Origin of the sequence: Roseibium sp. TrichSKD4 (assembly GCF_000148725.1) — a bacterium.
In the GTDB taxonomy this organism is placed as follows: domain Bacteria; phylum Pseudomonadota; class Alphaproteobacteria; order Rhizobiales; family Stappiaceae; genus Roseibium.
Genome location: NZ_GL476314.1, coordinates 107,442 through 129,092 on the forward strand (window position 1 = coordinate 107,442; position 21,651 = coordinate 129,092).

Annotated in this window: 25 protein-coding genes and 1 pseudogene; 6 read left to right on the forward strand and 20 right to left on the reverse strand. The window is 54.1% G+C overall.

The features are described from left to right. Positions 1-64 precede the first annotated feature (64 nt). From TRICHSKD4_RS12540 to lgt, 10 genes and pseudogenes are all read right to left on the reverse strand, one after another. Positions 65-1,105 carry a ribonuclease T(2) gene (locus TRICHSKD4_RS12540; RefSeq protein WP_009759385.1) on the reverse strand — a complete coding sequence of 347 codons (1,041 nt, stop codon included), beginning with the start codon at positions 1,103-1,105 and terminating at the stop codon, positions 65-67. A 341-nt stretch (positions 1,106-1,446) separates the two neighbouring features. Beyond that, positions 1,447-2,172, reverse strand: a complete 726-nt coding sequence (gene pth / locus TRICHSKD4_RS12545) for an aminoacyl-tRNA hydrolase (protein ID WP_009759386.1) — start codon at positions 2,170-2,172, stop codon at positions 1,447-1,449. 132 nt (positions 2,173-2,304) lie between these two features. Continuing rightward, entirely contained in the window at positions 2,305-2,928 is a 624-nt protein-coding gene (locus TRICHSKD4_RS12550) for a 50S ribosomal protein L25/general stress protein Ctc (RefSeq protein ID WP_009759387.1), read from the reverse strand. Between the two features lie 172 nt (positions 2,929-3,100). Then, the gene (locus TRICHSKD4_RS12555) at positions 3,101-3,790 is read right to left on the reverse strand and encodes an MOSC domain-containing protein (protein WP_009759389.1); all 690 of its coding nucleotides are present in this window, start codon (positions 3,788-3,790) and stop codon (positions 3,101-3,103) included. A gap of 89 nt (positions 3,791-3,879) precedes the next feature. After that, positions 3,880-4,812: a ribose-phosphate pyrophosphokinase gene (locus TRICHSKD4_RS12560; RefSeq protein ID WP_040616851.1), complete on the reverse strand. Its 933-nt coding sequence runs from the start codon at positions 4,810-4,812 to the stop codon at positions 3,880-3,882. 223 nt (positions 4,813-5,035) lie between these two features. Further along, positions 5,036-5,560, reverse strand: a complete 525-nt coding sequence (locus TRICHSKD4_RS12565) for a hypothetical protein (RefSeq protein WP_050763424.1) — start codon at positions 5,558-5,560, stop codon at positions 5,036-5,038. Between the two features lie 67 nt (positions 5,561-5,627). After that, entirely contained in the window at positions 5,628-6,785 is a 1,158-nt protein-coding gene (locus TRICHSKD4_RS12570; protein ID WP_009759392.1) for a Xaa-Pro peptidase family protein, read from the reverse strand. Between the two features lie 2 nt (positions 6,786-6,787). Next, entirely contained in the window at positions 6,788-7,555 is a 768-nt protein-coding gene (gene pgeF / locus TRICHSKD4_RS12575) for a peptidoglycan editing factor PgeF (RefSeq protein WP_009759393.1), read from the reverse strand. Positions 7,556-7,582: 27 nt separating this feature from the next. After that, positions 7,583-8,683 carry a class I SAM-dependent methyltransferase gene (locus tag TRICHSKD4_RS12580; RefSeq protein ID WP_009759394.1) on the reverse strand — a complete coding sequence of 367 codons (1,101 nt, stop codon included), beginning with the start codon at positions 8,681-8,683 and terminating at the stop codon, positions 7,583-7,585. Then, a pseudogene (lgt, locus tag TRICHSKD4_RS12585) lies at positions 8,680-9,512 on the reverse strand (prolipoprotein diacylglyceryl transferase). Before lgt ends, TRICHSKD4_RS12580 begins: the two are co-directional and overlap by 4 nt. 189 nt (positions 9,513-9,701) lie before the next feature. On the opposite strand from lgt, the gene TRICHSKD4_RS12590 reads away from it, so the two are divergent. The 5 genes from TRICHSKD4_RS12590 (at position 9,702) to TRICHSKD4_RS12610 (ending at position 12,782) form a co-directional block, all read left to right on the forward strand. Beyond that, entirely contained in the window at positions 9,702-9,950 is a 249-nt protein-coding gene (locus TRICHSKD4_RS12590; RefSeq protein WP_009759396.1) for an accessory factor UbiK family protein, read from the forward strand. A 305-nt stretch (positions 9,951-10,255) separates the two neighbouring features. Beyond that, positions 10,256-10,756: a YbjN domain-containing protein gene (locus TRICHSKD4_RS12595; RefSeq protein WP_009759397.1), complete on the forward strand. Its 501-nt coding sequence runs from the start codon at positions 10,256-10,258 to the stop codon at positions 10,754-10,756. Continuing rightward, positions 10,753-11,574: a pyrroline-5-carboxylate reductase gene (gene proC, locus TRICHSKD4_RS12600; RefSeq protein ID WP_009759398.1), complete on the forward strand. Its 822-nt coding sequence runs from the start codon at positions 10,753-10,755 to the stop codon at positions 11,572-11,574. Before TRICHSKD4_RS12595 ends, proC begins: the two co-directional genes overlap by 4 nt. Before the next feature lie 84 nt (positions 11,575-11,658). Next, on the forward strand, positions 11,659-12,375 hold the full coding sequence (locus TRICHSKD4_RS12605) for a TetR/AcrR family transcriptional regulator (RefSeq protein WP_009759399.1): 717 nt from the start codon (positions 11,659-11,661) through the stop codon (positions 12,373-12,375). 65 nt (positions 12,376-12,440) lie between these two features. Further along, positions 12,441-12,782, forward strand: a complete 342-nt coding sequence (locus TRICHSKD4_RS12610) for a tRNA-binding protein (RefSeq protein WP_009759400.1) — start codon at positions 12,441-12,443, stop codon at positions 12,780-12,782. 7 nt (positions 12,783-12,789) lie between these two features. On the opposite strand, the gene TRICHSKD4_RS12615 is transcribed toward TRICHSKD4_RS12610, so the two are convergent. Genes TRICHSKD4_RS12615 through TRICHSKD4_RS12625 form a run of 3 tightly spaced genes read right to left on the reverse strand, consistent with a single transcriptional unit; the run spans position 12,790 to position 15,498 of the window. After that, positions 12,790-14,184: an ATP-binding protein gene (locus TRICHSKD4_RS12615; RefSeq protein ID WP_040616854.1), complete on the reverse strand. Its 1,395-nt coding sequence runs from the start codon at positions 14,182-14,184 to the stop codon at positions 12,790-12,792. Positions 14,185-14,218: 34 nt separating this feature from the next. Further along, complete coding sequence (locus tag TRICHSKD4_RS12620) at positions 14,219-14,917, reverse strand: response regulator (RefSeq protein ID WP_009759402.1); 699 nt, start codon at positions 14,915-14,917, stop codon at positions 14,219-14,221. Then, complete coding sequence (locus TRICHSKD4_RS12625; RefSeq protein WP_009759403.1) at positions 14,914-15,498, reverse strand: MarR family winged helix-turn-helix transcriptional regulator; 585 nt, start codon at positions 15,496-15,498, stop codon at positions 14,914-14,916. Before TRICHSKD4_RS12625 ends, TRICHSKD4_RS12620 begins: the two co-directional genes overlap by 4 nt. A gap of 248 nt (positions 15,499-15,746) precedes the next feature. On the opposite strand from TRICHSKD4_RS12625, the gene TRICHSKD4_RS12635 reads away from it, so the two are divergent. Next, positions 15,747-16,649 carry a branched-chain amino acid aminotransferase gene (locus TRICHSKD4_RS12635; protein ID WP_009759405.1) on the forward strand — a complete coding sequence of 301 codons (903 nt, stop codon included), beginning with the start codon at positions 15,747-15,749 and terminating at the stop codon, positions 16,647-16,649. A gap of 61 nt (positions 16,650-16,710) precedes the next feature. On the opposite strand, the gene TRICHSKD4_RS12640 is transcribed toward TRICHSKD4_RS12635, so the two are convergent. The 7 genes from TRICHSKD4_RS12640 to TRICHSKD4_RS12670 all read right to left on the reverse strand — a co-directional run bounded on the left by TRICHSKD4_RS12640 (position 16,711) and on the right by TRICHSKD4_RS12670 (position 21,627). Continuing rightward, positions 16,711-18,024 carry a multidrug effflux MFS transporter gene (locus tag TRICHSKD4_RS12640; protein WP_009759406.1) on the reverse strand — a complete coding sequence of 438 codons (1,314 nt, stop codon included), beginning with the start codon at positions 18,022-18,024 and terminating at the stop codon, positions 16,711-16,713. 97 nt (positions 18,025-18,121) lie between these two features. Next, entirely contained in the window at positions 18,122-18,589 is a 468-nt protein-coding gene (locus tag TRICHSKD4_RS12645) for a molybdenum cofactor biosynthesis protein MoaE (RefSeq protein WP_009759407.1), read from the reverse strand. Positions 18,590-18,591: 2 nt separating this feature from the next. Next, positions 18,592-18,843 carry a molybdopterin converting factor subunit 1 gene (moaD, locus tag TRICHSKD4_RS12650; protein ID WP_009759408.1) on the reverse strand — a complete coding sequence of 84 codons (252 nt, stop codon included), beginning with the start codon at positions 18,841-18,843 and terminating at the stop codon, positions 18,592-18,594. Positions 18,844-18,886: 43 nt separating this feature from the next. Beyond that, a complete protein-coding gene (pgsA, locus tag TRICHSKD4_RS12655; protein WP_009759409.1) occupies positions 18,887-19,459 on the reverse strand; it encodes a CDP-diacylglycerol--glycerol-3-phosphate 3-phosphatidyltransferase in 573 nt (190 codons plus the stop codon). A gap of 109 nt (positions 19,460-19,568) precedes the next feature. Then, positions 19,569-19,859 (reverse strand): HlyU family transcriptional regulator, encoded by a 291-nt coding sequence (locus TRICHSKD4_RS12660; RefSeq protein WP_009759410.1) that lies wholly within the window; start codon positions 19,857-19,859, stop codon positions 19,569-19,571. After that, a complete protein-coding gene (locus tag TRICHSKD4_RS12665; RefSeq protein WP_009759411.1) occupies positions 19,856-20,497 on the reverse strand; it encodes a thymidine kinase in 642 nt (213 codons plus the stop codon). Before TRICHSKD4_RS12665 ends, TRICHSKD4_RS12660 begins: the two co-directional genes overlap by 4 nt. A gap of 86 nt (positions 20,498-20,583) precedes the next feature. Then, complete coding sequence (locus TRICHSKD4_RS12670) at positions 20,584-21,627, reverse strand: endonuclease/exonuclease/phosphatase family protein (RefSeq protein ID WP_139052096.1); 1,044 nt, start codon at positions 21,625-21,627, stop codon at positions 20,584-20,586. Positions 21,628-21,651 lie beyond the last annotated feature (24 nt).

Consider the following 21,651-nt stretch of genomic DNA (forward strand, 5'->3'; position numbering starts at 1 on the left):
GATGTGTCGAAAGTATGAAGCCTAGGCTGTGTGAACGAACGCAAGAGATTAGGCGTTCTTATCACTACTGCAATCCAGCGCGATCCAGAATGCCGCCATTGCAGCTTTTGCGCGCTGGTCGTGCCGCTTGAATCAAGTCTGCAATCGGTGTGTCTCTGGAAATTGTGCCATAAAGCCGGACCCAGATTTCGGTGATGAGTTTGCGCTGACCGTCGCGCGCGCATTTGATTTCGACCCGTTTGCCAGCGCCTTTGCCGAAAGCTGCATCGAAGGCTGCGCGGATGTCGTTGGCGCTTACTTTGTGACCGACATTGTCCCGGAAAAAGCGGCCTACCCGCGATGAATTGATTTCATCGAGCAGATAAAGCGAGTCGTCAAAATATTCTTCGGCTCCGCCACCGGCCTTATAACAGGAACCGTGTTTGAGCCATTCGTGTTTGTGCAGATGGCTTTGATAGCCCGGCATAGCTGCTTCTAGTGCGCGTTCGGTGCGTCGGGTGAGCTTTGGGTCAGGCAAGCGCCGCCAATTTGACGGTGTATCTTGGACCTTGAGAGACTGGGAGATGCCGCAGTACTCATTCGCCCGGGGTTGGGGCCACAACCCATGCAATGTGAGCTCGCGGGCTGCCTGTTTGAGGCGTCCCTTGTTGAGTTGCCGACATTCATTGATGTGCGGTAGGTCTTCGCAAAATGAAGACTGCCAGTTGAGTGCCAGAACGTTGTTTTTTGATTCTAGGCTCTTGGATGTGGCCTTGGGTTTTTCCGAGGAGGGCTTGGGTGTTGCAGATTTAGCTGCAGTCCCCGTTAGTTGGCCGCATGCCAGTGCCACCCAGCGTTGACTGCTTTTCGGTGCGTTCGGAATCTTGATTAGCAGTTTGTCGCCACCAACCCGGTTCAGGCCAAGCGTCTCATAGCTGCGGCCTCTTTCGAGCATGATGTTGCCCGGGTTAGTCTTCTTCTTTGTCGAAAGCAGAGCAGGGCAGGATTTCGAGGCTGTAAAGGCTCCCGCCACCGGCTCAAGGGCGAGGCTTGTCTGTGGAAAGAGCACTAAAGCAGCAATCGCGGAGAGCAACAGATATGTTGAAGACGGAATAAGGGTCGTCATGGCCCACCTTACGCAACGTATAAATTCGCCGCTTTCTTAGCAGGGCTGGGATTGGTTTTCAGCTAGGGTCAGGACCCATTAATTTGATTGGAATGGGGTGACAAAAAGCCATGAGCTGCAAGGAAAAGCGCGACGAGCGGACTTCTTGTCCGGTTGAGCGGTTTGACGCAGCAGGTCGAAGCTGTTTTTACGTCCCTGCGGGATAGGGTGAATTTGGCCGGCAACGTCGTTGCAAATCTTTGAAAACCGGACGGTTTCCTTCAGCCTTGCGCCTCGTATCCGAACAAATTCATCCCTACCATTCCATCCAAATTAATGGGTCCTGACCCTAGAAAAAAAGATTACTCGCTCTTGTCGCCGAAGAGCTTCTTCAGCATGTCAGCCATGGGGCCGGTTTTGGGAAGGTTCGGTGAGTTCTGCTGGCGTGCCTGGTGAATGTGGCTTATTTGCTTTGGCTTGTTGGGAACCGAACCTTTTGACGGGCGCTGAGCTTTTTCCGGTTGGAGTGCTAAGGTCAGTTTGTTGGCGAATTGACTGTCCTGGCCGGCTGCAAGCATGTCTGCATTGTCCGCGATTTCGCGCAAGAGAGGTTCCAGCCAATCGCTGTCCGCCTTGGCGAAATCGCCTAAAACATAGTTCGAGACCAGTTTTTTGTCGCCAGGGTGTCCTATGCCAAGACGTAGACGGCGATAGTCTTGCCCGATATGGGCAGAGATGGAGCGCAATCCATTGTGGCCGCCGTGCCCTCCGCCAGCCTTCATGCGAAACTTGGCAGGTGGAAGATCCAACTCGTCATAGATGACAGCAATATCCTCCGGCTCGATCTTGTAAAACCGCATGGCTTCGCCAACCGCCCGACCGGATTCGTTCATATAGGTCGACGGTTTCATCAAGAGAGCTTTTTCGCTGCCCAGTCGGCCTTCGGAAACTTCTGCCTGAAAGCGCGCCCGCCAAGGCGCAAAAGATGAATGAACCCGGTGGATTTCGTTCACTGCCATAAAACCGATGTTGTGTCGGTTGCCTGCGTAATTAGAACCCGGGTTTCCAAGTCCGACAATCAGTTTCATGATGTGTCTCGAAGGCTGTTTTTGTTGCACATGATCAGAGCGAAAAGGCTCTCAAAACGAAAAAGCAGCCAAAGTGGCTGCTTGGGGTGCGAGAGGCGACCGCGCCTCCCGCCAAATCTTACAGAACCAAGCTTATTCGCTTGCTTCCTCTTCACTGCCTTCGCCTTCAGCGTCGTCTTCTTGAACACCGCCGCCAGGAGCAGCGAGTGTTGCAACTGTGAAGTCACGATCGGTGATGGTTGGCTGTGCGCCTTCCGGCAGATCCGTTGCAGAGATATGCAGCGTGTCACCAATGTCGACTTTCGCCAAGTCGAAGACCAGTGTTTCCGGAATTGCGTTTGCAGGAACCTGCAGCTCGACAGTGTGACGGACAACGTTCAGCATGCCGCCTTTTTTCAGGCCTGGGCAGGTTTCTTCGTTGATGAAGGTCACCGGAATGTCGACGGTCAGGGTTGTGTTCTTGGAAACACGCAGGAAGTCAACGTGCAGAACATCATCACGAACCGGATGCAGCTGGTAATCCTTTGCGATCACCTGATGCTTTTCGCCATCAATGTCGATGGTTCCGATGTGTGTCAGGAAGCCGCCCTTGTGCAGGGTGAGGGTGGTTTCTTTCACCGGAATGGTGATCGGCTGTGCGGGTTTCTTATCGCCGTAGATCACGGCTGGAAGAAGGCCTTCGCGACGCAGTGCCCGAGCGGCCCCCTTGCCCACGCGGTCCCGTGCCGACGCCTTCAGCTCATAGCTGGTAGCCATGGCAAAACTCCTATAGATGTTTTGGAACAGGCTGGCGAAGCTTGGAGTGGATTGCTCGACTTCGGTATCAGCCCATCGACGCCTCCTCCAGGGGTGCAGGCGCTGCGCGCGTATAACGGATATCCTGCCCTGACGCAAGCTAGTCGCTGTGTATTTGGCAAATAACTGCCGATTAGCCTTTCAAACGCCGACTTGTATCTTCTTTGAAGTTTGCGTTTGTCTTCTTTTCAAACGCTTGGCGCCAAACGCCGGCGAGCTCGGGCAGAGCTGCCAGTTGCGCGGCGATCTCAGGATCAAGGCGCGGATTGAAACGGGCTGCTATAACTTCGTGTAGCGGCCAGTTTGGGCATGGGCGGTCGGTTAGGTCGAGTTGGTCGCCTGTTTCTGCCACACCTTCTTCAAGGACACGGAAATACCATCCTGTCTTCAGGGTTTTCTGAAATGACGGGGCCATAGTTTGGATGCCGGTATGCAAGTTCAGCTTCCAGCAAGGTTGGCGTCCATGGGAAATCTGAATCAGGGCTGTTCCACACCGAAAAATATCCCCGAGATGGGTGTTCTTTTCGTTCAGGGCTTTTGCGCTGATGTTTTCGCCGAACTTGCCGGGGGCAAAGTCAAAATCAGTATCCGGATAGGTGTCGCGCCAGTGTTGATAGTGATCTGCGCAATAAAAATGCAGCGCTTTGTCTGGCCCGCCGTGGACCGACAGGTCCGCTTGTTGGTCTGAAGCAAAGCCATTTGTGGTGATGGAAATCGGGCCTGTGACAGCGGATTTGCGGATGGCAGACGGTGCGCGGTCCGGCCACCGGTCTTCTGGTTGTCCTGAATAAAGGCCAGCAATGCTTGAGGATAAGTCCACCATAAAAATCTCGCTAATGATGCTGCAATAACAAAAAGGGCGATCCGTGAAACCCGGATCGCCCTTAAATAATGATCAATCGCCGAGCCTGATTACAAGAACAGGCTGGAGACCGATTTTTCAAGAGCAGTCCGGTTGATAGCTTCCCCAATCAGCGGTGCGATCGAGATCGCACGGATGTTTGGAGCTGCGGTCACCGCTGCTGTCGGTTCAATCGAATTCGTGATCACCAGTTCCTTGAGCTTGGAAGAGGTCACCCGCGCAACCGCGCCGCCTGAGAGAACACCATGCGTGATGTAGGCTGTAACTGACTTTGCCCCTTTCGCCAGCAGTGCTTCGGCAGCGTTGCAAAGTGTTCCGCCACTGTCGACAATGTCGTCAACGAGAATGCAGTCGAAGCCGTTCACATCACCGATGATGTTCATGACTTCCGATTCTCCAGGCTTGTCGCGACGCTTGTCGACGATGGAGAGCGGGGCTTCGATCCGTTTCGCCAAAGCGCGGGCGCGAACAACACCACCGACGTCCGGAGAAACGACCATAACGTTATCAGTTGCGTAGCGCTCCTTGATGTCACGGGTCATGACAGGCGCTGCAAACAGGTTGTCCGTCGGAATGTCGAAGAAGCCCTGAATCTGACCGGCATGAAGGTCCATGGTCAGGATGCGGTCGGCACCGGCTTCGGTAATCAGATTGGCAACCAGTTTTGCGGAAATTGGAGTACGTCCTGAGGCACGGCGGTCTTGCCGAGCATACCCGAAATAGGGAAGAACAGCGGTAATCCGACGTGCGGAAGATCTGCGCAATGCATCAATGATGATGAGCAGTTCCATTAGGTGGTCGTTGGCTGGATAGCTGGTCGGTTGGACGACAAAAACGTCTTCACCGCGAACGTTTTCCTGAATCTCCACAAAGATTTCCTGATCCGCAAACCGACGGACCTGACACTTGGCCAGGGGTGCATCAAGATATTTGGAGATTTCCTCAGCGAGGGCTCTGTTCGAATTGCCCGCGACGATTTTCATAAGCCGCAAGTCCTTTTGGCGCGACACCGGATGTTTTGTGCACTGGGTGCATAAAAAATATCCGGTCAGGGTCGAATACAAGGGGCTCCAACAGTCACGCTAAGCAGACTGTCGGTAGCGGCGGCGTTGTAACAACAGGGCTGGAAAAGAACAACAGCGCGCGGGCTGGGAATGCAAAGAATCTTAATTTTCTTCGCAAGCCTGCATGTTGCCGTCTAAGATATCAGGCCTTCTTCAACCAGGCGTCGATTTCTACTGTCGTCCGGCGGGCAATCCGCTGAAGGGTAGCAGCATCAACAACAGACCATGGATCGCCGGACACACCGCCAATGGTTTCAAGTCCTTGAAGGCGCTTCACGCGGCGACCATTGGCATCCACAATATCGAATACATAGAAAACGGTTGTGGAGGATGTGTCGCCTGTCGCAGAGAGGTAGCCGTTCACCCGATAGGTTGCCTTGGCATTCAAGCGGCGAACGAGATTAAGTCCCACGCTTCCAGCCGCGTTGCCAATTTCAGACGAAAGCTCATCGGCCTTGTTAGCCGGCATTCCCGTAAATGGTTCGAAGGCGAACGTTACTGATTCTGGTGCAACAACAGGAGCTGGGCTCAATGCAGGTTGAGTTGTTTGTGTGATGCCAGCCGGTGGGCGCGGATCGGATTGGCATGCCGATGCAACCAGACCCAGAACAACGGCTGTCAGAATTTTCAGCAGAGGGAGGGACTGGGGTAGAGGAGAAGAAGCCATGAAGGTCTCGCGAAAGGAAGTTGTCTTTTTGCTTTCCTGCCGAACCGGCAAATCAGTTGGCCTACATCTAGCCCGCCTTTATCGGAAGGTCGAGAGGGTGTCTCGTCAAGGCCTCAGGCGCGCCCTCGGTTACAAGATAGGTTTGACCGATAGACATGGCTGTTTCATTGACCGAATCCATTAAGATCATGTGAAGAAACAGAACCATGTTTTTTGCAATCTCGGTCGGATTGTTCTTGTAGGCCATAGGCCTGTCCACCCATGTGGGCGCAAAACGCGCACCCAATGAGTAACCACAAGCATTTAGCCGGTGGGGCATCATACCTCGTTCATCCAAGGTCCGTGCGTGAGCTTCAAAAAGGTCGCCCATGGTGTTGCCGGGGCGCAGGACGGTTTCGACCTCTGATAGGGCAGCGCGGCAAGCGTCATACATTTCATGATGGCGCGGTGTTGGAGTGCCGACCACAATTGTCCGCATGGTGGCGCAGTGATAGTGACGATAAACGCCAGCCCATTCCAGCGTGATCTGGTCGTTCGTCTGAAGCGTTCGGCGGCTGCTTTGATAGCGGCACAACAGGGCGTCTTGTCCAGAGCCGATGACAAATTCATTGGCGGGATAGTCGCCACCGCCTTCCAACACTGCGGACTGCATAGCGGCCAGAATGGTGTCCTCCTTTGCGCCCGGGCGTATTTCTTCCCAACCGGCCTCATAGGCTTGGTCAGCGAGTTCTGCTGCTTTGCGGATGACGACCAGTTCTTCGTCGCTCTTGATGGCGCGCAGAAGCGGAATGATACGTGACGCGTCGGACAAATCAGCAAAGCTGTTCAGCTCCTGCTGAATTTCCAGCGCAATGTTGCCGGTCATCCCGTGGGTTTCGTATTCGACCCCAATTCGTGCTCCAAGAAGGTCGAGGTCAAATAACAAATCCTTGAGTTGCCCGATCGGGCTGGATTCCCCCCAGACGATCCAGGCGCGAATGTCAGTCAGATTGGAGGTCCGCATCGCCTGACGATGGTCGGCAGGCCTTGTCAGCAGTACCTTCGATCCGTCGGATTTGACGACAAGGCATTGAACGAAGCTGTAGCCAAAGGTGTCATACCCTGTGAGCCAGTACATGCTTTCCTGAGCAAACAGGAGCATGGCATCCAGCTTCTCCTCCTGCATGCGTTTCAAGAGGCTGGCCGACCGATTGTCGAATTCTTGCTGGGTAAAATACAGGGCCATGGTTAGTCACCTGAAAGCATGATGGCAGAAATTTGCCGCCCGTAGTCGGGCTCTTTGCGGTGTGTTGTGCGGCGGTAGGAGAAGAACTGCTCTTCATCCGCATAGGTGCAAAGCGCCAGTGCATGCACGTCGCCAATATCTGCCTGTTTCAGCCTGTCGATAATGAAAGCTGGAAGATCGAACATGTGATGATCTGTGGTTCTGGACGCAATAAAATAGTGCTTCCAGTCGCGGTCTTGCTCTGAAAAGCGATCATAGAATTCCGGGCCGACTTCATAAGCAGACTGTGAAATGGTCGGGCCGAGAACGGCCGATATGTTTTCGCGCCGTGCTCCCAAGGCCTCCATGGCAGCGACTGTGTTTTCCAGAACGCCGCCAATTGCGCCTTTCCATCCGGCATGAGCCGCACCGACCACGCCAGCTTGGCTATCTGCAAAGAGGACAGGTCCACAATCTGCGGTCAAAACACCAATTGCCAGACCGGGTTGATTGGTTACCAGAGCATCGCCGTTCTTATCGGCACCCTCAGCGAAGGGGGCGGAGAGGGAGATCACGTTTGGCGAGTGGATCTGGTAAGGCGTTGCGAGCCAGTCCGCCTCGGCACCAAGCGCGCTGGCGGCTCTTTTGCGATTTTCCAGAACGCTATCACGGTTATCCTTTGACCCAAGGCCAACATTCAGGCCTTCATAAATGCCTGATGACACTCCGCCTTTACGGGTGAAAAAGCCATGCGTCAGTCCAGGGGAAACGAGAGCGCTGGATGTGATCATGAGTCTTTCCGGAGGTTGGTGCAAAGTTTAGATAGGGTGCCACAGCAGATCGAATGGGGGCAAGGCTAATGGCTTGTGGGTGATCGCCAAAACCTTGAACAAGTCACCCATCTGGTCCGGGGCTGCAAGGCGTTCCACCGCGTCCCGAATGCACTCCTGCGTTTTCGGGTCTTTGCCATATCCCAATGCACCAGCTCTTTCGAGCAAACCAAGCTTGACAAGGAAGTCGCCTTGGGTCAGCGGGGCGTGGACGTGTGCGCCAGCTTGGGCTGCAGAGCGCGCGAGTGCTTCAAAATTCACGTGAGCGGTGATGTCAGCTGCACCGGGGTGTGCAAACACATCGTCATATGCGTGTTTGTAAAGTGCCTGAAGTGTGTCTCCGAGCGCCGATTTGGTGTACCCGTAGTCAATGAAGAGTGCCAAACCGCCAAATCGCGTTATTCGCTCTGCAATCTGCGAAGCGATTGCGTTTGCAGCAGGTTGGGTTTCCAACACCGCATCGCGGTGAGCGTGAGCGGCATAAGCGGGCAGCGCTGATTGCTCCAGCTGGGCAACACCGATACCGAACGAGAGGTTACCCTCATCATTGAGGCCCACCATCCGTTCGCTCCAGCCTAATTCGGTTTTGATGAACTGACGTATTGGCAAAGCGTCGAAGAACTCGTTTGCGATCACGATGAGTGGGCCATCTGGAACCTCAGAGAACATGTCCCGAAAGGTGGGAGCCAGTGGCGCGTGCTTGAGTGTGTCTGCTTGTTTTTCTCTGAGGCGAGGGCTCATTTCGACGAGGTTTAGTTGCGCGTTCTCCATAAAACCTGGTTGAAGCGCGGCCATGCGAAGGAAATCCGCCATCAAGGTGCCACCCCCCGGCCCCAGCTCGACAAGCTGAAATGGCTCGCCAAGCTGCAGAATATCGCTGGCCTGTAGGCAAAAGGCACCTAAAAGTTCGCCAAACATCTGGCTGACTTCAGGGGCTGTGGTGAAATCTCCCATCTCACCAAAGGGCTCCTTCGTGGTGTAGTAGCCGTGATCCGGGTCAGCAAGGCACGCGGACATGTAGTCTACGACAGACAGTGGCCCTGTGGCCACAATCCGCTTCTTCAGCTTGGCGAGGAGCGGTGTCGTCATGCCGCGGCTTTTGCACGTTTTGCAGACCAGACCATGACCGCAAGGCCTATCAGCATCATCGGCAATGACAGCAGGATTCCCATGGTGAGAAAATTACCAAAATAGCCGATATGAGCGTCTGGGACGCGGTATAGCTCTGCAATCGACCTTCCCAGACCATACCCGAAGGCAAACGCGCTGCGATAAAACCGGGTTTCTTTAACAGCTCAAACCGATGGCTCAGAAGCCGAATAACCAGAAAGAGCGAAACACCCTCTAGCGCTGCTTCATAGAGCTGGCTTGGATGGCGCGGTTCCGGTCCGGCGCCTGGAATCACGAATGCCCACGGTACATCGGTTGTCCGTCCCCATAGTTCAGCGTTGATGAAGTTTGCTATGCGTCCGAAGAAAAGGCCGATGGGGGCAGCGCACCCGGCCAAATCAAACAATGTCCAGATGGAAATCCCGCGAGTGTAGGCAAATAGACCCATGGCAATCACGGTTCCCAGAAAACCTCCGTGGAACGACATGCCACCGGTCCACACGGCCAGGATTTCGCCGGGATTGGCCAGAAAATGAACGGGGTTATAAAAGAGAACATAACCGAGGCGACCGCCAACGATGATGCCGAGTGTACCCCACAAAACAAAGTCGTCGAGGTCTTGCTCGCTTGGGCGTTTTCCTTCGCCCCATAACCGATCATTCAGCACAAGAAGACGCATATAACGCCATGCAAGCAGGATGCCGGCGATATAGGCGAGCGCGTACCAGCGAATGGCGACGGGGCCGATTTCCACCAGAACGGGATCAATGGCCGGAAACGGGAGGGCAAGTAGAGGGGTCAAGATCAAGTCCCAGATCAAAATGCCAGTGAGGCAGGTGCCTGAAAGGCGGGAGCGTTGCCAGACGCTTGCCCAAGTCAGCGTCTGTCGTCAAGGGTTGGCGCGATTATGCGGTTGGCAAAGTCGACCGTGTCTTGAACTTGTTGCCAAAGCCACATAGGTGTCTATCAGACTTTTCGGCGTTTGAAGGAGTGTTCCATGACGCAAGGCCCAAACCGGTTTCTGGATGATTTTGCTAAACTCATGACTGATGCTGCCGGTGTGGCGCAAGGTGCCCGCCGTGAAGTGGAAACTGCGTTTCGCGCGCAAGCCGAGCGGTTCCTCTCCGACATGGATTTGGTTTCACGGGAAGAGCATGAAGTGGTCAAGGAAATGGCTGTTCGCGCTCTTGATCGTGTAGAAGAACTGGAAGCCCGACTCGCGGAACTTGAGAAAAAGTCTGATTGATCAGGCAAATCACGGAATTTTGCCGTGGTTTTGAACAGGTGGTTGGTTTTCGCGGTAACCTGCGGAGATCATTATCGTTTTTTGACTTTTTGCTAAGCGCCGTCCACAGTTTTCCGAGTACCTCAATCCACTGATTGGTATCGCATAATTCTGTCATGCTCTTATACTCTTGTGTAACGGGGATTCGTTCGGAGCACCGAAGAAGTCGCGTTCAGTTAAAGGTCGCTCCACCACCTTGGAACCCGCCCGAGGGCCGTGATCGGACGCTGACCGGCATGGCTTTCCGGCTCGAAAGGGAGACGGCCATGAGCCTTATCGAACTTGAATTCGAGCGACCTGATAATCCCGTCGATGCAATCGAGACAGTTGCCGCCTTGAACGACTGGACCTTTGAACGGTCAGGCGATGACGAGATCACGATTTCCATTGCGGGAAGCTGGTGCGACTATCACGTTTCCTTTTCGTGGATGGAGGAAGTCGAAGCCCTTCATCTTGCCGTGGCCTTTGACCTCAAGGTGCTTGAACCGCGGAAAAATGAAATTGTCCGTCTCCTTGCATTGGTCAACGAACAGCTCTGGATGGGCCACTTTGACCTCTGGCATACGGAAGGTGTTGTGATGTTCCGCCAGTCTCTGTTGCTGGCTGCGGGCGCTGAGGCAAATTCCGGCCAAATTGAAGGCATGCTGACCAACGCTCTGGAGAATTGTGAACGCTACTATCAGGCCTTCCAGTTTGTTATCTGGGCTGGTAAGTCTGCGGACGAAGCCGTCGAGATATCCTTGTTTGAAACTGCTGGAGAAGCATGACTTTCTCAAATGAACGCCCCTTCCTACTTGTTGGGGCTGGAAAAATGGGCGGCGCAATGCTGTCCGGTTGGATGGCTGAGGGAGTGGATCCCTCGGCCATTATCGTGAGTGATCCGGGGCCGCCGGATGAAGTGCGCGAGGTGCTGACAAAGCATGGCATAAAGCTGGTTGATCGACCGCCAGAGGATGTTCAGCCGGGTCTGGTGATGATCGCAGTGAAGCCGCAGCTGATGGATGTGGTCTTGCCGGGACTTAAGTCTGTTGTTGCATCTGATACGCTTGTTTTGTCAGTGGCAGCTGGAACTCCGGTTTCCGTGTTTGAAAACGCATTTGGCCGTGTTCCCCTCGTTCGGGCGATGCCAAACACACCAGCCATGGTCAAACGAGGTATAACAGCCGCTTTCCCAACGGCAGCGGTATCCGAAGCGCAAAAAGAAACGGTTACTCAGCTTCTTTCTTCCATCGGCCAGGTGGTTTGGCTGGAGAGTGAAGAGCAGGTAGATTTTGTGACCGGGGTAAGTGGGTCTGGTCCGGCCTATGTTTTCTGGATGGCGGAATGCTTGGCCAAAGCCGGTGAAGACGTGGGATTGCCAGCAGGCATGGCGCGTCAATTGGCTATTGCGACGGTAACAGGCGCCGGTGAGCTGATGCATCAGTCAGACATTGATCCTTCCACCTTGCGTCAGAATGTGACGTCTCCCAACGGGACGACGGCTGCAGCCCTTAATGTCTTGATGGCTGACGATGGATTGGAACCTCTGGTGACAGCGGCTGTGCAGGCGGCCGTGAAAAGGGCTGGTGAATTGGCGGGTAAATAACCATCTGTTGCCGTCATTTGGTCGCAGTTCCTTCTCTTTTCGCCCATATGCTCCTATGTTTACTGGGAATATCCGGAGACAGATATGGCGACCATTAAAACTCAGCAGAAGATCCTTGATACATTTCTGACGCTTCTGGCAGAGCACAGCTATTCTGACGTGAAGCCCATCATGTTGGCGAAAGCTGCGGGTGTGAAGATGTCGGTTCTGCGGGAATGCTATCCTTCCAAGCGCGCCTTGATTGAGGCCTTTGCGATGCGGATTGACCGAGCGGTGCTGGACGAACAGGCTGACGATATGGATGATCAGCCTGCGCGGGACCGGCTGTTTGATGTTCTCATGACGCGGATTGACCATCTCCAGCCTCACAAAGAGGCTCTGAGGTCTCTCATGAAAGCGGTGCGCCGTGATCCGGGGCTCGCTTTGGAACTCAACCCAGTTGCTGTGCGATCGCAGGTCTGGATGCTGGAAGCTGCCGGAATTGACGCGTCAGGACTTCGCGGTCGAATTATCGCGCAGGGCGTTGCCGTTGCGTTTGCCCGCGTCCTTGATGTTTGGATGGACGAAGAAGACGAGGGCATGCCGCGCACCATGTCAGCTCTAGATCAGGAGCTGGATCGCGGTGAGGGAGCAGTTCGGATGCTGGACCGTGCTGGCAAACTTACCTCAATGTTGTCCTCAGCTGGTGGAATGCTGAAACGCAAACGCAAGACATCCTCTCAGGACTGGGAGGATGATGAGTGGTCTAGTCCCTCGGACAAAGACCCGGAAACGGACCCGAACGCCACAACCGTCCACTGACCTCCTTGCAACTCATTTGAAAGTGGCCCAGTTTGCTTGGCTCGATAAATGAGTAGGGTGATGGTGTGAGTGATCAAATTTCCTTCGATGATTTTTTGAAAGTCGATGTTCGCGTGGGGCAAATTGTGGAGGCTGAGGAGTTTCCCGAAGCGCGTAAACCCGCCTTTAAGATGAAAATCGATTTCGGTCCTGAGATCGGTATTAAAAAGACTTCTGCCCAAATCACAAAAAATTATACGCTTGAGGACCTTGTTGGAAAACGGGTTATGGCTGTGGTCAATTTTCCGCCACGCCAGATCGGGCCAGTTATGTCTGAGGTTCTAACGCTCGGTGTCCCTGATGAGGAGGGTGAAGTTGTTCTGATTTCCCCGGACAAATCGGTTCCGATTGGCGGGCGACTTTACTAAAAATACCTCAGGTTGGAACGCGAACGCGTGCTCTTAGACCTCCCAGTGGACTGTCTTCCAAATAGATGTCTCCGCCGTGGGAGCGGGCGATATCGCGAGCAATTGCCAACCCAAGGCCGCTGCCTGATACGTTCTGATTTCTGGATTGATCCAGCCGTTGGAAAGCGCGCAGCGCTGTCTCGCGTTCCCCCGTCGGGATGCCAGGACCGTTGTCATCCACGATGACGGTCAACCAGCCCCCGTCATGTTCACCGGTGACCTCAATCTGGGTCGCGAACTTCGCTGCATTGGTCACAAGGTTGGCGATGCAGCGCTTGAAGGCTATGCGACGCAGATTAACGATTGGATCGCCGGAGTAGGTTGCTTTCACATTGTGGCCAGTGATTTCCGCTTCTTCTTCAATTTCTTCCAGCAACAGGGCAGCGTCGGTTTCTTCTGCGACTTCATCGGCATCGCCGCGCGCAAATGAGAGATAATCTTCAAGCATATGGGTCATCTCATCCACATCCTTGCGCATGGCATCGCTCTCCGGCGTGTCGCCAAAAAGCGCGAGCTGCAAACGAAATCGGGTCAATATGGTTCTGAGATCGTGACTGACACCTGCCAGCATTGTGGTGCGTTGTTCCATTTGCCGTTCGATCCGGCGGCGCATTTCAATGAAGGCATGTGCTGCCTTCCGCACTTCGCGGGCGCCGCTGGCGCTGAACCCTTCGACCGGGCGTCCAAGGCCGAAACTTTCTGCAGCTGCTGCAAGGCGCACAATTGGCCGGATTTGGTTGCGCAAGAACAGCATCGCAATGATGATCAGAACCATTGATGTGGAGAACATCCAGACCAAGAAAATATGCGAGTTTGAGGCAAATGTCTGGCTGCGACGGGCAAAGACCCGCAAGACTGCGTTTTCAAGCTGGATCCTGATTTCAACGTATCGCGACTGACCAACCGTATCGATCCAGAACGGCTTGCCGATTTGCTGACTGATGGCTTGGCTGAGGCCTTGGTCAATCACGTCGAAATAAGGTTTTGGCGCTGGCGGTGGGAGTGGTTCAGGTGGCATCAGGCTCATGGACAGACCCAAAGCCTTTGAACTCATGGTTTCAATCAGCTGATTGTCTTCGTCTTGCGGAAAATTCTCAAGAACAAAGACGATCGCCGCGATATCACGAACCACGGCGTCCGACATCCGCTGAGACACCAGTTCATAGTGTCGTTCCATGAACACGATTACCAAGACGGACTGCAAAAGCAGGATCGGAACGACAATGATCAAAAGGGCCCGCGTGTAGAGACCCTTTGGCATGTATCGATAGATAAACCGTGTGGTTTTCCGATAAGCCCACACCAAAGGCCTCACAGGAAACGATGTGGTTACTCGGTCGGTGAGGGCGGACCAACTGATCATTCGCTCTCTGTGCTTGCTTTCATCTGTCCGTTGTTCAGTCACAGGCTAGCCTGTAGCCTATGCCCCGAACGGTTTGTAGATATACCGGATTACCGGGGTCATCTTCGATTTTACGGCGGAGGCGATTGATCTGCACATCCACGGTCCGTTCTCCCAATCCACTGTCATCGCCAACAATCTTATGGCGGGGAACGGTGGCTCCTGGTTGTTCGGCGAATATGGAGAGGATTTGTTTTTCTCGGTCTGTCAGGCGAATGGGGGCATCGCCATTTTTTAATTCTCCGCGTCCCGGGTTGAAGACGAACGGTCCAAATTTGATCTCTGTTGCAACATGGGTGACCCGCGGCCCGCCGCGCCGCAAAATCGCGGAAAGCCGAAGTAAAAGTTCTTTTGGTTCAAAAGGCTTGGCCAGATAATCATCTGCTCCGACTTCCAAACCAGCGATCCGGTCTGACGCGTCCGATCGAGCGGTCAGCATCAGGATTGGAACATCCGAGTGATCGCGCAGCCAACTTGCCAAATCCAGCCCGGTCTCGCCGGGCATCATGACATCGAGGATCAAGAGGTCAAAAGACAAGCCGCTCAAGCACGTTCTTGCTTCCTGTGCATTTGCAGCGGTTGTCACACGGTAACCGTTCTCTGCGAGCAATCGTCCCAGGAGGTCGCGGATACGCTGGTCGTCATCCACGAGCAGAAGGTGGCTGGCATTATCGTCTGGCAAATGTGCGTTCATGGGGCGCTGGATGTCTTGTCTGAACTGGTTCCGGTTTCGTCGTGGCGAACGTTGATCAGATTGGCAACTTCGCTGCGTGCTTCTGGATCAATCATTTGAAACAAAAACTGTTTCACCGCGTCAGTTGAGTCATTTGGCAAGTCATTTATGGCGCGATCAAGGCGTTCCGTCTGCAAGAGCGCCAGACGTCGGGCCAAATCGTGTCCCTTGCTTGTTGTATGCAACAGGCGCTGGCGCCGGTCGACGGCTCCAGGGCGTTGTTCAATGAAGTCCTCATCCACCAACTGCTTCAAAACGCGGCCAAGACTTTGCTTTGTGATTTTCAGGATGCCAAGCAAGTCCGTGACCATGATGCCGGGATGCCGATCCACAAAGTGAAGAACGCGGTGGTGGGCGCGCCCGAAACCATATTGTGCCAGCACGTCATCCGGATCGGATGTGAACTCCCGATAGGCAAAGAACAAGAGCTCGATGAGGTCGTATGGAACAGGTCCGGACACGCCTTTTGGTGGTGTGCTGCCACCAGCCTCCGTGCTCGCATGTTTGTGAGCAGGTTGAGAAACGAAATTTATGTCAGCCATATTGACTTATTTCTGATCGATTGTTACTGATAAGGCGTCTTGAGCGAAATGATCGGTCTTCTTGGTCTGTTTTTGCGCATTTGCGTTGCCGCGAATCCTTTCTGGCCCATTCGTTCAGACAAGATACCGGGACTTGTCTCACCGTGCAAAGCGCGGACGCGGGTTGGTGGCTTGGCTGCCGACGGTGATGCTTGCTTCCGACATGAAACAACAATTCGTTCCGCAAAGAACGGGCAGGAGAGATTTCGATGAGCGGCTTGCCTTTTGACCAGCTTGAGGGTGAGATTTGGTACGATGGCGCTTATGTGCCTTGGGCAGAGGCCAAGCTCCATGTGCTTAGTCATGGCTTGCATTACGGCAGCAGCGTGTTTGAAGGTGAGCGCGCCTATGGCGGGCAGATTTTTAAGTCCGAAGAGCACACGCAGCGCCTTTTGGCCTCCGCTCGGGAAGTCGGCTTTGATATTCCCTGGAGCGAAGAGCAAATCAACACGGCCAAGGAAGACCTGCTGAAGCGGATGAACCTTGTTGACGCTTATATTCGTCCCGTTGCTTGGCGCGGCAGCGAGATGATGGGTATTTCGGCTCAGAAAAACACCATTCATCTGGCGATCGCGGCATGGGAGTGGCCAAGCTACTTCGATCCGGAGCAACGCTTAAAGGGCCTGCGTCTGGATATGGCACAATATCGCCGCCCAGACCCGGCAACTGCACCGTTTAAGGCGAAAGCAGCGGGCCTTTACATGATCTGCACGATCTCCAAACACGAGGCTGAGCGCAAAGGTTATGCCGATGCAATGATGCTGGACTATCGGGGGCAGGTTGCCGAGGCGACGGGCGCAAATGTGTTCTTCATCAAGGATGGGCAGATCCATACGCCGAAGCCGGATTGTTTCCTCGATGGCATTACGCGTCGAACCGTCATTGATCTTGCCAAAGCGCGCGGTCTTGAGGTCATTGAACGCGCAATTATGCCGGAGGAGCTGGAAGATTTTGAACAGTGCTTCCTGACAGGTACGGCCGCCGAGGTGACACCTGTCGCAGAAATCGGTCCGTATTCGTTTGAAGTTGGCGGGATCACCAAATCCCTTATGGCTGATTATGACGCGGCGGTTCGTCCGCAAAGCACAGCACCGGCGGCTGCTGTCGCTTAAGAGGCATACGTGCGGTAAATGATTGAAAAGGCGGGCTTTGACCCGCCTTTTTTTGTTTGCGTTACTGTGCTTTCGGGGTGTCGTGATGCGGCTGGAACAGCTTTCCGCGCTCTGCAAAGAGGATGGCGAGGAATCCACCAGCGCCATAAAGCGTATAAGCGAGGGCGAGTGGAACAGTCGTTCCATCAAACATTTGCCCCATGGTGAACCCCAGAATGGCTCCGCCAAGTGTTGTGGCGAAACCGATCACCGAGGACGCAGTTCCGGCAATGTCCCCCAAGGGCTCCATCGCCATGGCGTTGAAATTCGGACCAATGAAGCCGAAGCTTGCCATGATACCGGCGCTTAGCAGAACAGTTGACCACAGCATTTCAAGACCTAATAGAGCGAGCAGAAGCATCACACCGCCAAGCAGAGTGAACGCAATTGTTGCGATTTGCGAGAGCTGCCGCATGCCCAGTTTTTCAACAAGCCGGGAGTTTGTAAAAGACGCAATGGCCATGGAGACGGCGGCGCAGGCAAAGACCACCGGGAACCAGGCGCCGAGGTCGAAAATGTCGACAAAAATCTGCTGTGACATGGAGATGAAGGCAAATAAGCCGCCGAACACAAAGCTCAAGGCGATCATGTAGCCAAGGCTCGTGCGGGTCGTGACAACCGTCTTGTAGGCGTTGAGGATTGCGCGAACCTCAAGCGCTTGACGATTGTCGGGCGAGAGCGTTTCCGGCAAACGCGCATAGCACCAGAAAAACAGCACCAGCCCGGCAATCAGGAGTGTGGAGAAAATCCAGTGCCAGTCTGCGAACAGCAAAATGACCTGACCAATGGACGGGGCAACAATCGGCACGGCCATGAAGATCATCATGACCAGTGACATGACTTTGCCCATCTGGCGTCCGGAATAACTGTCGCGGACAAGTGAAACGGCGACCACGCGTGTTGCTGCGCAGCCAATGCCTTGAACCAAGCGGGCAAGCAGCAGATGGTCCAGCGTGTTCGCCATCAACGACCCTATACTGGCAAGGGAATACAAGAACAGGCCGCCGAGGAGCACTTTTCTACGTCCGAAGGCGTCAGAGACAGGACCAAAGAAGAGCTGGGCGACGCCGAACCCGATCATATAGGCAATCAAAACCTGCTGGCGGTCGTTTTCGTTGACGATGTTGAACGCCTCACCGATTTCCGGCAGCGAAGGCAACATGATGTCCATCGCCAGCGCGTTGAGCGCCATCAGTGCGGCGACAACGACCACAAATTCTACAAACAGCATTCCAGGATGCGGTTGCTTTTTGGGGCTTTCAGAAGGTGTCAAACCGTCTTGCGGGGCATTCGGCTGTGAAGCCGACCCCGTCTTTTCGGACGCATCAGCGCTCACGAAGGATGTCCTTTCAAAAAAACGATATCAGACCGTCATGACCGACGGCCGCAAATTAATTGTATAAGGGGCTCGCTCAAAGAAAAAAGCGAACGTGTCAGGCTTGTTCCCAACGTGTCAGAGCCTGTTCGTCCAAGTCTTTGGCATCGACCCAGCCGTTATCCTGCCCAGACTTCAAGTGCTCTTTTTTCCAGAATGGCGCACGGGTCTTGAGAAAGTCCATCAGAAAGTTGGCAGCATCAAATGCCGCTTGCCGATGGGGCGAGGCCGCAATGACCAATACGATATTTTCGCCCGGTGCGATCTTTCCAAAGCGGTGAATGACTGTCAGGCCCGTGATTGGCCAGCGTTCTGCTGCCCTTTCTGCAATTCGGGAAATCTCCGCTTCTGCCATGCCGGGATAATGTTCCAGCTCCAGCGCCGACAGCTGCCCGCCTTCATCTCGGCACAGGCCGGTGAAGGTGACAACAGCACCGATATCGAACCGGCCTGCAGTTAGTTTTGCTGTTTCTTCTGTTAGATCGAAATTTTCGGCTTGGACGCGGACGCTGGGTGTGATCGTCATGATCACCCTCCGGTCATGGGCGGGAAAAAGGCAATTTCCTGAGCCTCGGCGATTGGTGTGTCGGCGTCAACGTGTTCCTGATTAATCGCAGCGCGAATGGTATCGGCTTCAGCGAAGGCCGCGGCGTGATTATCGTCAATCGTGGCAAGATAGGCGGTCAAGTCGCCAACGGTTTGAATGCTGTCTGGAAGTACGAGCTGTTCCTCGTCAACGCCGACTTTTTCTCGAACCCATGCGAAATACCGAATAATCACAGCTTACCACTCGTATGTAAGGGGCATCCCATTGAATTGGAGGTTATTCCTCGATCAAATGACCTATGCCCGCCCGGAAGTAATCGTATCCTGTATATAGTGTCAGGACCGCTGCAATCCACAAGGCGGTCAAACCTGCTAGTGTGGTGCCCGGAATTACCGCATCTCCAGCGGGGCCCGCCACGAGAAGCGCGACCGCGATCAGCTGAACTGTGGTTTTCCATTTTGCCAGTTGTGTGACCGGGACGCTGACCTGAAGCCCTGCCAGAAACTCACGCAAACCTGAAACGAGAATTTCGCGGCAAAGGATAATGTTTGCGGCTACCAGCGACCATCCACCAATTGTTCCATCTGCAGCCAGCATGAGAAGACAAACAGAAACCAGAAGCTTGTCGGCGATTGGGTCCAACATGCGTCCAAGCGCGGATTGCTGTTGCCAAGCCCTTGCAAGATAGCCATCCAGAAAGTCCGTAATTGCCGCTATCACAAACAGGACAACAGCGACCCAACGGGCCGTGTGACCTTCGAAGTAAAAGCACGCGGCAACGGCGGGAACCGCCGCGATGCGCCCATAGGTCAGGAGGTTCGGCAGGCTCAGCGCTACGTTTCTTTTCATTTATTCCAATATTTCAGTTGGATGCTGGTCAAGCCACGCGTCTATTTCCACAAACACCTGCGAGAACAGATGTTCACCTTTGTCAGGTCTTTCTAACGCGGCACGGCGATCAAGTGAAGATCGAATCGCCTTGCTGGTCGATCATCACCTTGGCCTTTCTGACCATATGGCTTGCGGCCTCATCTTCAGTGGGCATTGTATCTGCGCGCAGGAAGGCATGAACCTTGCGCTCCTCACTAACCGATTTCTCAATGCGACCAGCCACTTGCCATTGTCCACCCGCCGGTTTTGGTTCGGCGATGATCTCGAACCCTTCGTAAGTTTCCGGTGGGCGGCTGGATGACTTCTTGCCGCCGGCTTCTCCGGAACCGAACAGGCCTTTCAATAGTTTGCCGATCATTTTGCCATCTCTTTTTCTCGCATTCCTGTTTTGGCAGCCGTTGATGCGGCACCTGCTTCCGGCCGCAACTGGCGTTTGCTCCAGTGATGCCGACACAGGGAAACATATGTGTCATTTCCGCCAATGACTACCTGATCACCTTCTTCGGCAAATTGTCCACGGGCATCCAGCCGGGCGACCATCGTGGCTTTTCGTCCACACCAGCAGATCGTCTTGATTTCCTTTAGATTGTCCGCGATTGCAAGCAAAGCCGCGCTGCCGGGAAACAAGTTGCCCTGAAAGTCGGTTCTCAGGCCAAAGCACATGACCGGGATTTTCAACTCATCGGCGACCCGGGCCAGCTGCCACGCTTGGTCCTTGGTCAGAAACTGTGCTTCGTCGACGAAAACAGCATGGATTGGCTTGCAGTTGATCGTGTTCTGCGTGTGCTGAAAAAGGTCATCGCGGGAGGAAAAGATGTCAGCGCCCGAAGCGAGACCTATGCGGGAGGCAATGCGGCCCTTGCCGGCCCGGTCATCAATGGCGGCGATTAACAAAAGGGTGTTCATGCCGCGTTCTACATAGTTGTAGGAGGCTTGCAGGAGCACTGTCGACTTGCCGGCATTCATGGATGAGTAATTGAAGTAGAGCTTGGCCATTTCGCTATTGTCTTTTTTCAGGCGTCAGAATCGCAAATTCAGCGCCATTGTCTTTAACCGGGCCGCTTCGCTCAATGGCGCAAAGCCTATTCCACGATTCTTTGCAGCTCGACTTCGAGCGGCAAGTGGTCTGTGCCGACATCCGGGCCCAATGAAACATCGGTGAACTGAAAATCATCGGAGACAGCCACGTGATCCACGATGGCGCCTAAAATCCAGTGCAGGCGATAATCATAGAAGAAGCGTGTTGTCTGGGGGATGCCGTTGGGAAATGCCGTGTTAAGCCCGGTCTCGTCCAAAAGGGTGAAAAAATGCCAGGACCAAGGTGATGTGTTCCAGTCACCCATAATGATAACCGGACTATCCGAGGCCTGTTGCCGCCGTCGGACGGCATCCGTCAGGAGATCAAGGTAGTTTTGGCGTTCCTGCCACCGGGTAGGGGAACGGGGGCTGTTCGGGTGAACGGCAAAGAGTTGGATTGGTCCCTGTGGTGTTTCAATATCCACGATAACGATCTCGCGGTATCCGGTCAGGTTTCTGACGTCGGACGCAGGGACTTCGATGTATTCCACATTGGTGATCGGGAATTTCGAGAAAATGGATGTTTGGCCAAGCTCGCCGCGAACCAGATGCTCAGGATAGGGTCCAAGCCCTGCAATCTCCGTCAAACCGTCTAGAGCCAATAACCTGTCCTGCTGCCACCAGAATGTTTCCTGGAACAGCAGAATGTCTGCGTTCTGAGCCACCAGATAGTCAGTCAGGGTTTTGTCGTTCAGATAAAGCCGTTCCAGATTGATAGAGATCAGTTTCAAGTCTGGCGTTTCAGCGCTGTTTGGATCCTCCGATAGCGCCATGGTTCTAACGGTTGTCATTAGCGTGAGCAGCACAAGCCCGCCGGCAAGTGTAAGCGTCACGCCTTTAAAGAGACGACCTTTCATCCATCTGGAAAAGATCAGAATACATCCCCAGATCACGCCGCAGAGTGCGCCAAATCCGAGTTGCCGGAGGAAAAACGACATATTGTCGCTAAACCAGTAATCCGGGGCAGCATAGGTGCTGAGGCCCAGCGCACAAAAGGTGAGGGCTCCGAGGAGCGGGGCCCAACCGAAGATCAAGTGTCTCTTCCGCACTCTCTTCAAGTCCCTTATTGCGCG

What these genes read in the sequence shown, in the direction of transcription:
- TRICHSKD4_RS12580 (WP_009759394.1), bottom strand. Translation starts at nt 8,683, where the DNA reads ATGACGACACCGCTCCTCGCCAAGCTGAAGAAGCGGATTGTGGCCACA.
- TRICHSKD4_RS12590 (WP_009759396.1), top strand. Translation starts at nt 9,702, where the DNA reads ATGACGCAAGGCCCAAACCGGTTTCTGGATGATTTTGCTAAACTCATG.
- TRICHSKD4_RS12615 (WP_040616854.1), bottom strand. Translation starts at nt 14,184, where the DNA reads ATGATCAGTTGGTCCGCCCTCACCGACCGAGTAACCACATCGTTTCCT.
- pgsA (WP_009759409.1), bottom strand. Translation starts at nt 19,459, where the DNA reads ATGAAAAGAAACGTAGCGCTGAGCCTGCCGAACCTCCTGACCTATGGG.
- proC (WP_009759398.1), top strand. Translation starts at nt 10,753, where the DNA reads ATGACTTTCTCAAATGAACGCCCCTTCCTACTTGTTGGGGCTGGAAAA.
- pth (WP_009759386.1), bottom strand. Translation starts at nt 2,172, where the DNA reads ATGAAACTGATTGTCGGACTTGGAAACCCGGGTTCTAATTACGCAGGC.
- TRICHSKD4_RS12660 (WP_009759410.1), bottom strand. Translation starts at nt 19,859, where the DNA reads ATGATCGGCAAACTATTGAAAGGCCTGTTCGGTTCCGGAGAAGCCGGC.
- TRICHSKD4_RS12565 (WP_050763424.1), bottom strand. Translation starts at nt 5,560, where the DNA reads ATGGCTTCTTCTCCTCTACCCCAGTCCCTCCCTCTGCTGAAAATTCTG.
- TRICHSKD4_RS12595 (WP_009759397.1), top strand. Translation starts at nt 10,256, where the DNA reads ATGAGCCTTATCGAACTTGAATTCGAGCGACCTGATAATCCCGTCGAT.
- TRICHSKD4_RS12550 (WP_009759387.1), bottom strand. Translation starts at nt 2,928, where the DNA reads ATGGCTACCAGCTATGAGCTGAAGGCGTCGGCACGGGACCGCGTGGGC.
- TRICHSKD4_RS12625 (WP_009759403.1), bottom strand. Translation starts at nt 15,498, where the DNA reads ATGGCTGACATAAATTTCGTTTCTCAACCTGCTCACAAACATGCGAGC.
- pgeF (WP_009759393.1), bottom strand. Translation starts at nt 7,555, where the DNA reads ATGATCACATCCAGCGCTCTCGTTTCCCCTGGACTGACGCATGGCTTT.
- TRICHSKD4_RS12605 (WP_009759399.1), top strand. Translation starts at nt 11,659, where the DNA reads ATGGCGACCATTAAAACTCAGCAGAAGATCCTTGATACATTTCTGACG.
- TRICHSKD4_RS12635 (WP_009759405.1), top strand. Translation starts at nt 15,747, where the DNA reads ATGAGCGGCTTGCCTTTTGACCAGCTTGAGGGTGAGATTTGGTACGAT.
- TRICHSKD4_RS12665 (WP_009759411.1), bottom strand. Translation starts at nt 20,497, where the DNA reads ATGGCCAAGCTCTACTTCAATTACTCATCCATGAATGCCGGCAAGTCG.
- TRICHSKD4_RS12560 (WP_040616851.1), bottom strand. Translation starts at nt 4,812, where the DNA reads ATGAAAATCGTCGCGGGCAATTCGAACAGAGCCCTCGCTGAGGAAATC.
- TRICHSKD4_RS12570 (WP_009759392.1), bottom strand. Translation starts at nt 6,785, where the DNA reads ATGGCCCTGTATTTTACCCAGCAAGAATTCGACAATCGGTCGGCCAGC.
- TRICHSKD4_RS12555 (WP_009759389.1), bottom strand. Translation starts at nt 3,790, where the DNA reads ATGGTGGACTTATCCTCAAGCATTGCTGGCCTTTATTCAGGACAACCA.
- TRICHSKD4_RS12620 (WP_009759402.1), bottom strand. Translation starts at nt 14,917, where the DNA reads ATGAACGCACATTTGCCAGACGATAATGCCAGCCACCTTCTGCTCGTG.
- TRICHSKD4_RS12645 (WP_009759407.1), bottom strand. Translation starts at nt 18,589, where the DNA reads ATGACGATCACACCCAGCGTCCGCGTCCAAGCCGAAAATTTCGATCTA.
- TRICHSKD4_RS12540 (WP_009759385.1), bottom strand. Translation starts at nt 1,105, where the DNA reads ATGACGACCCTTATTCCGTCTTCAACATATCTGTTGCTCTCCGCGATT.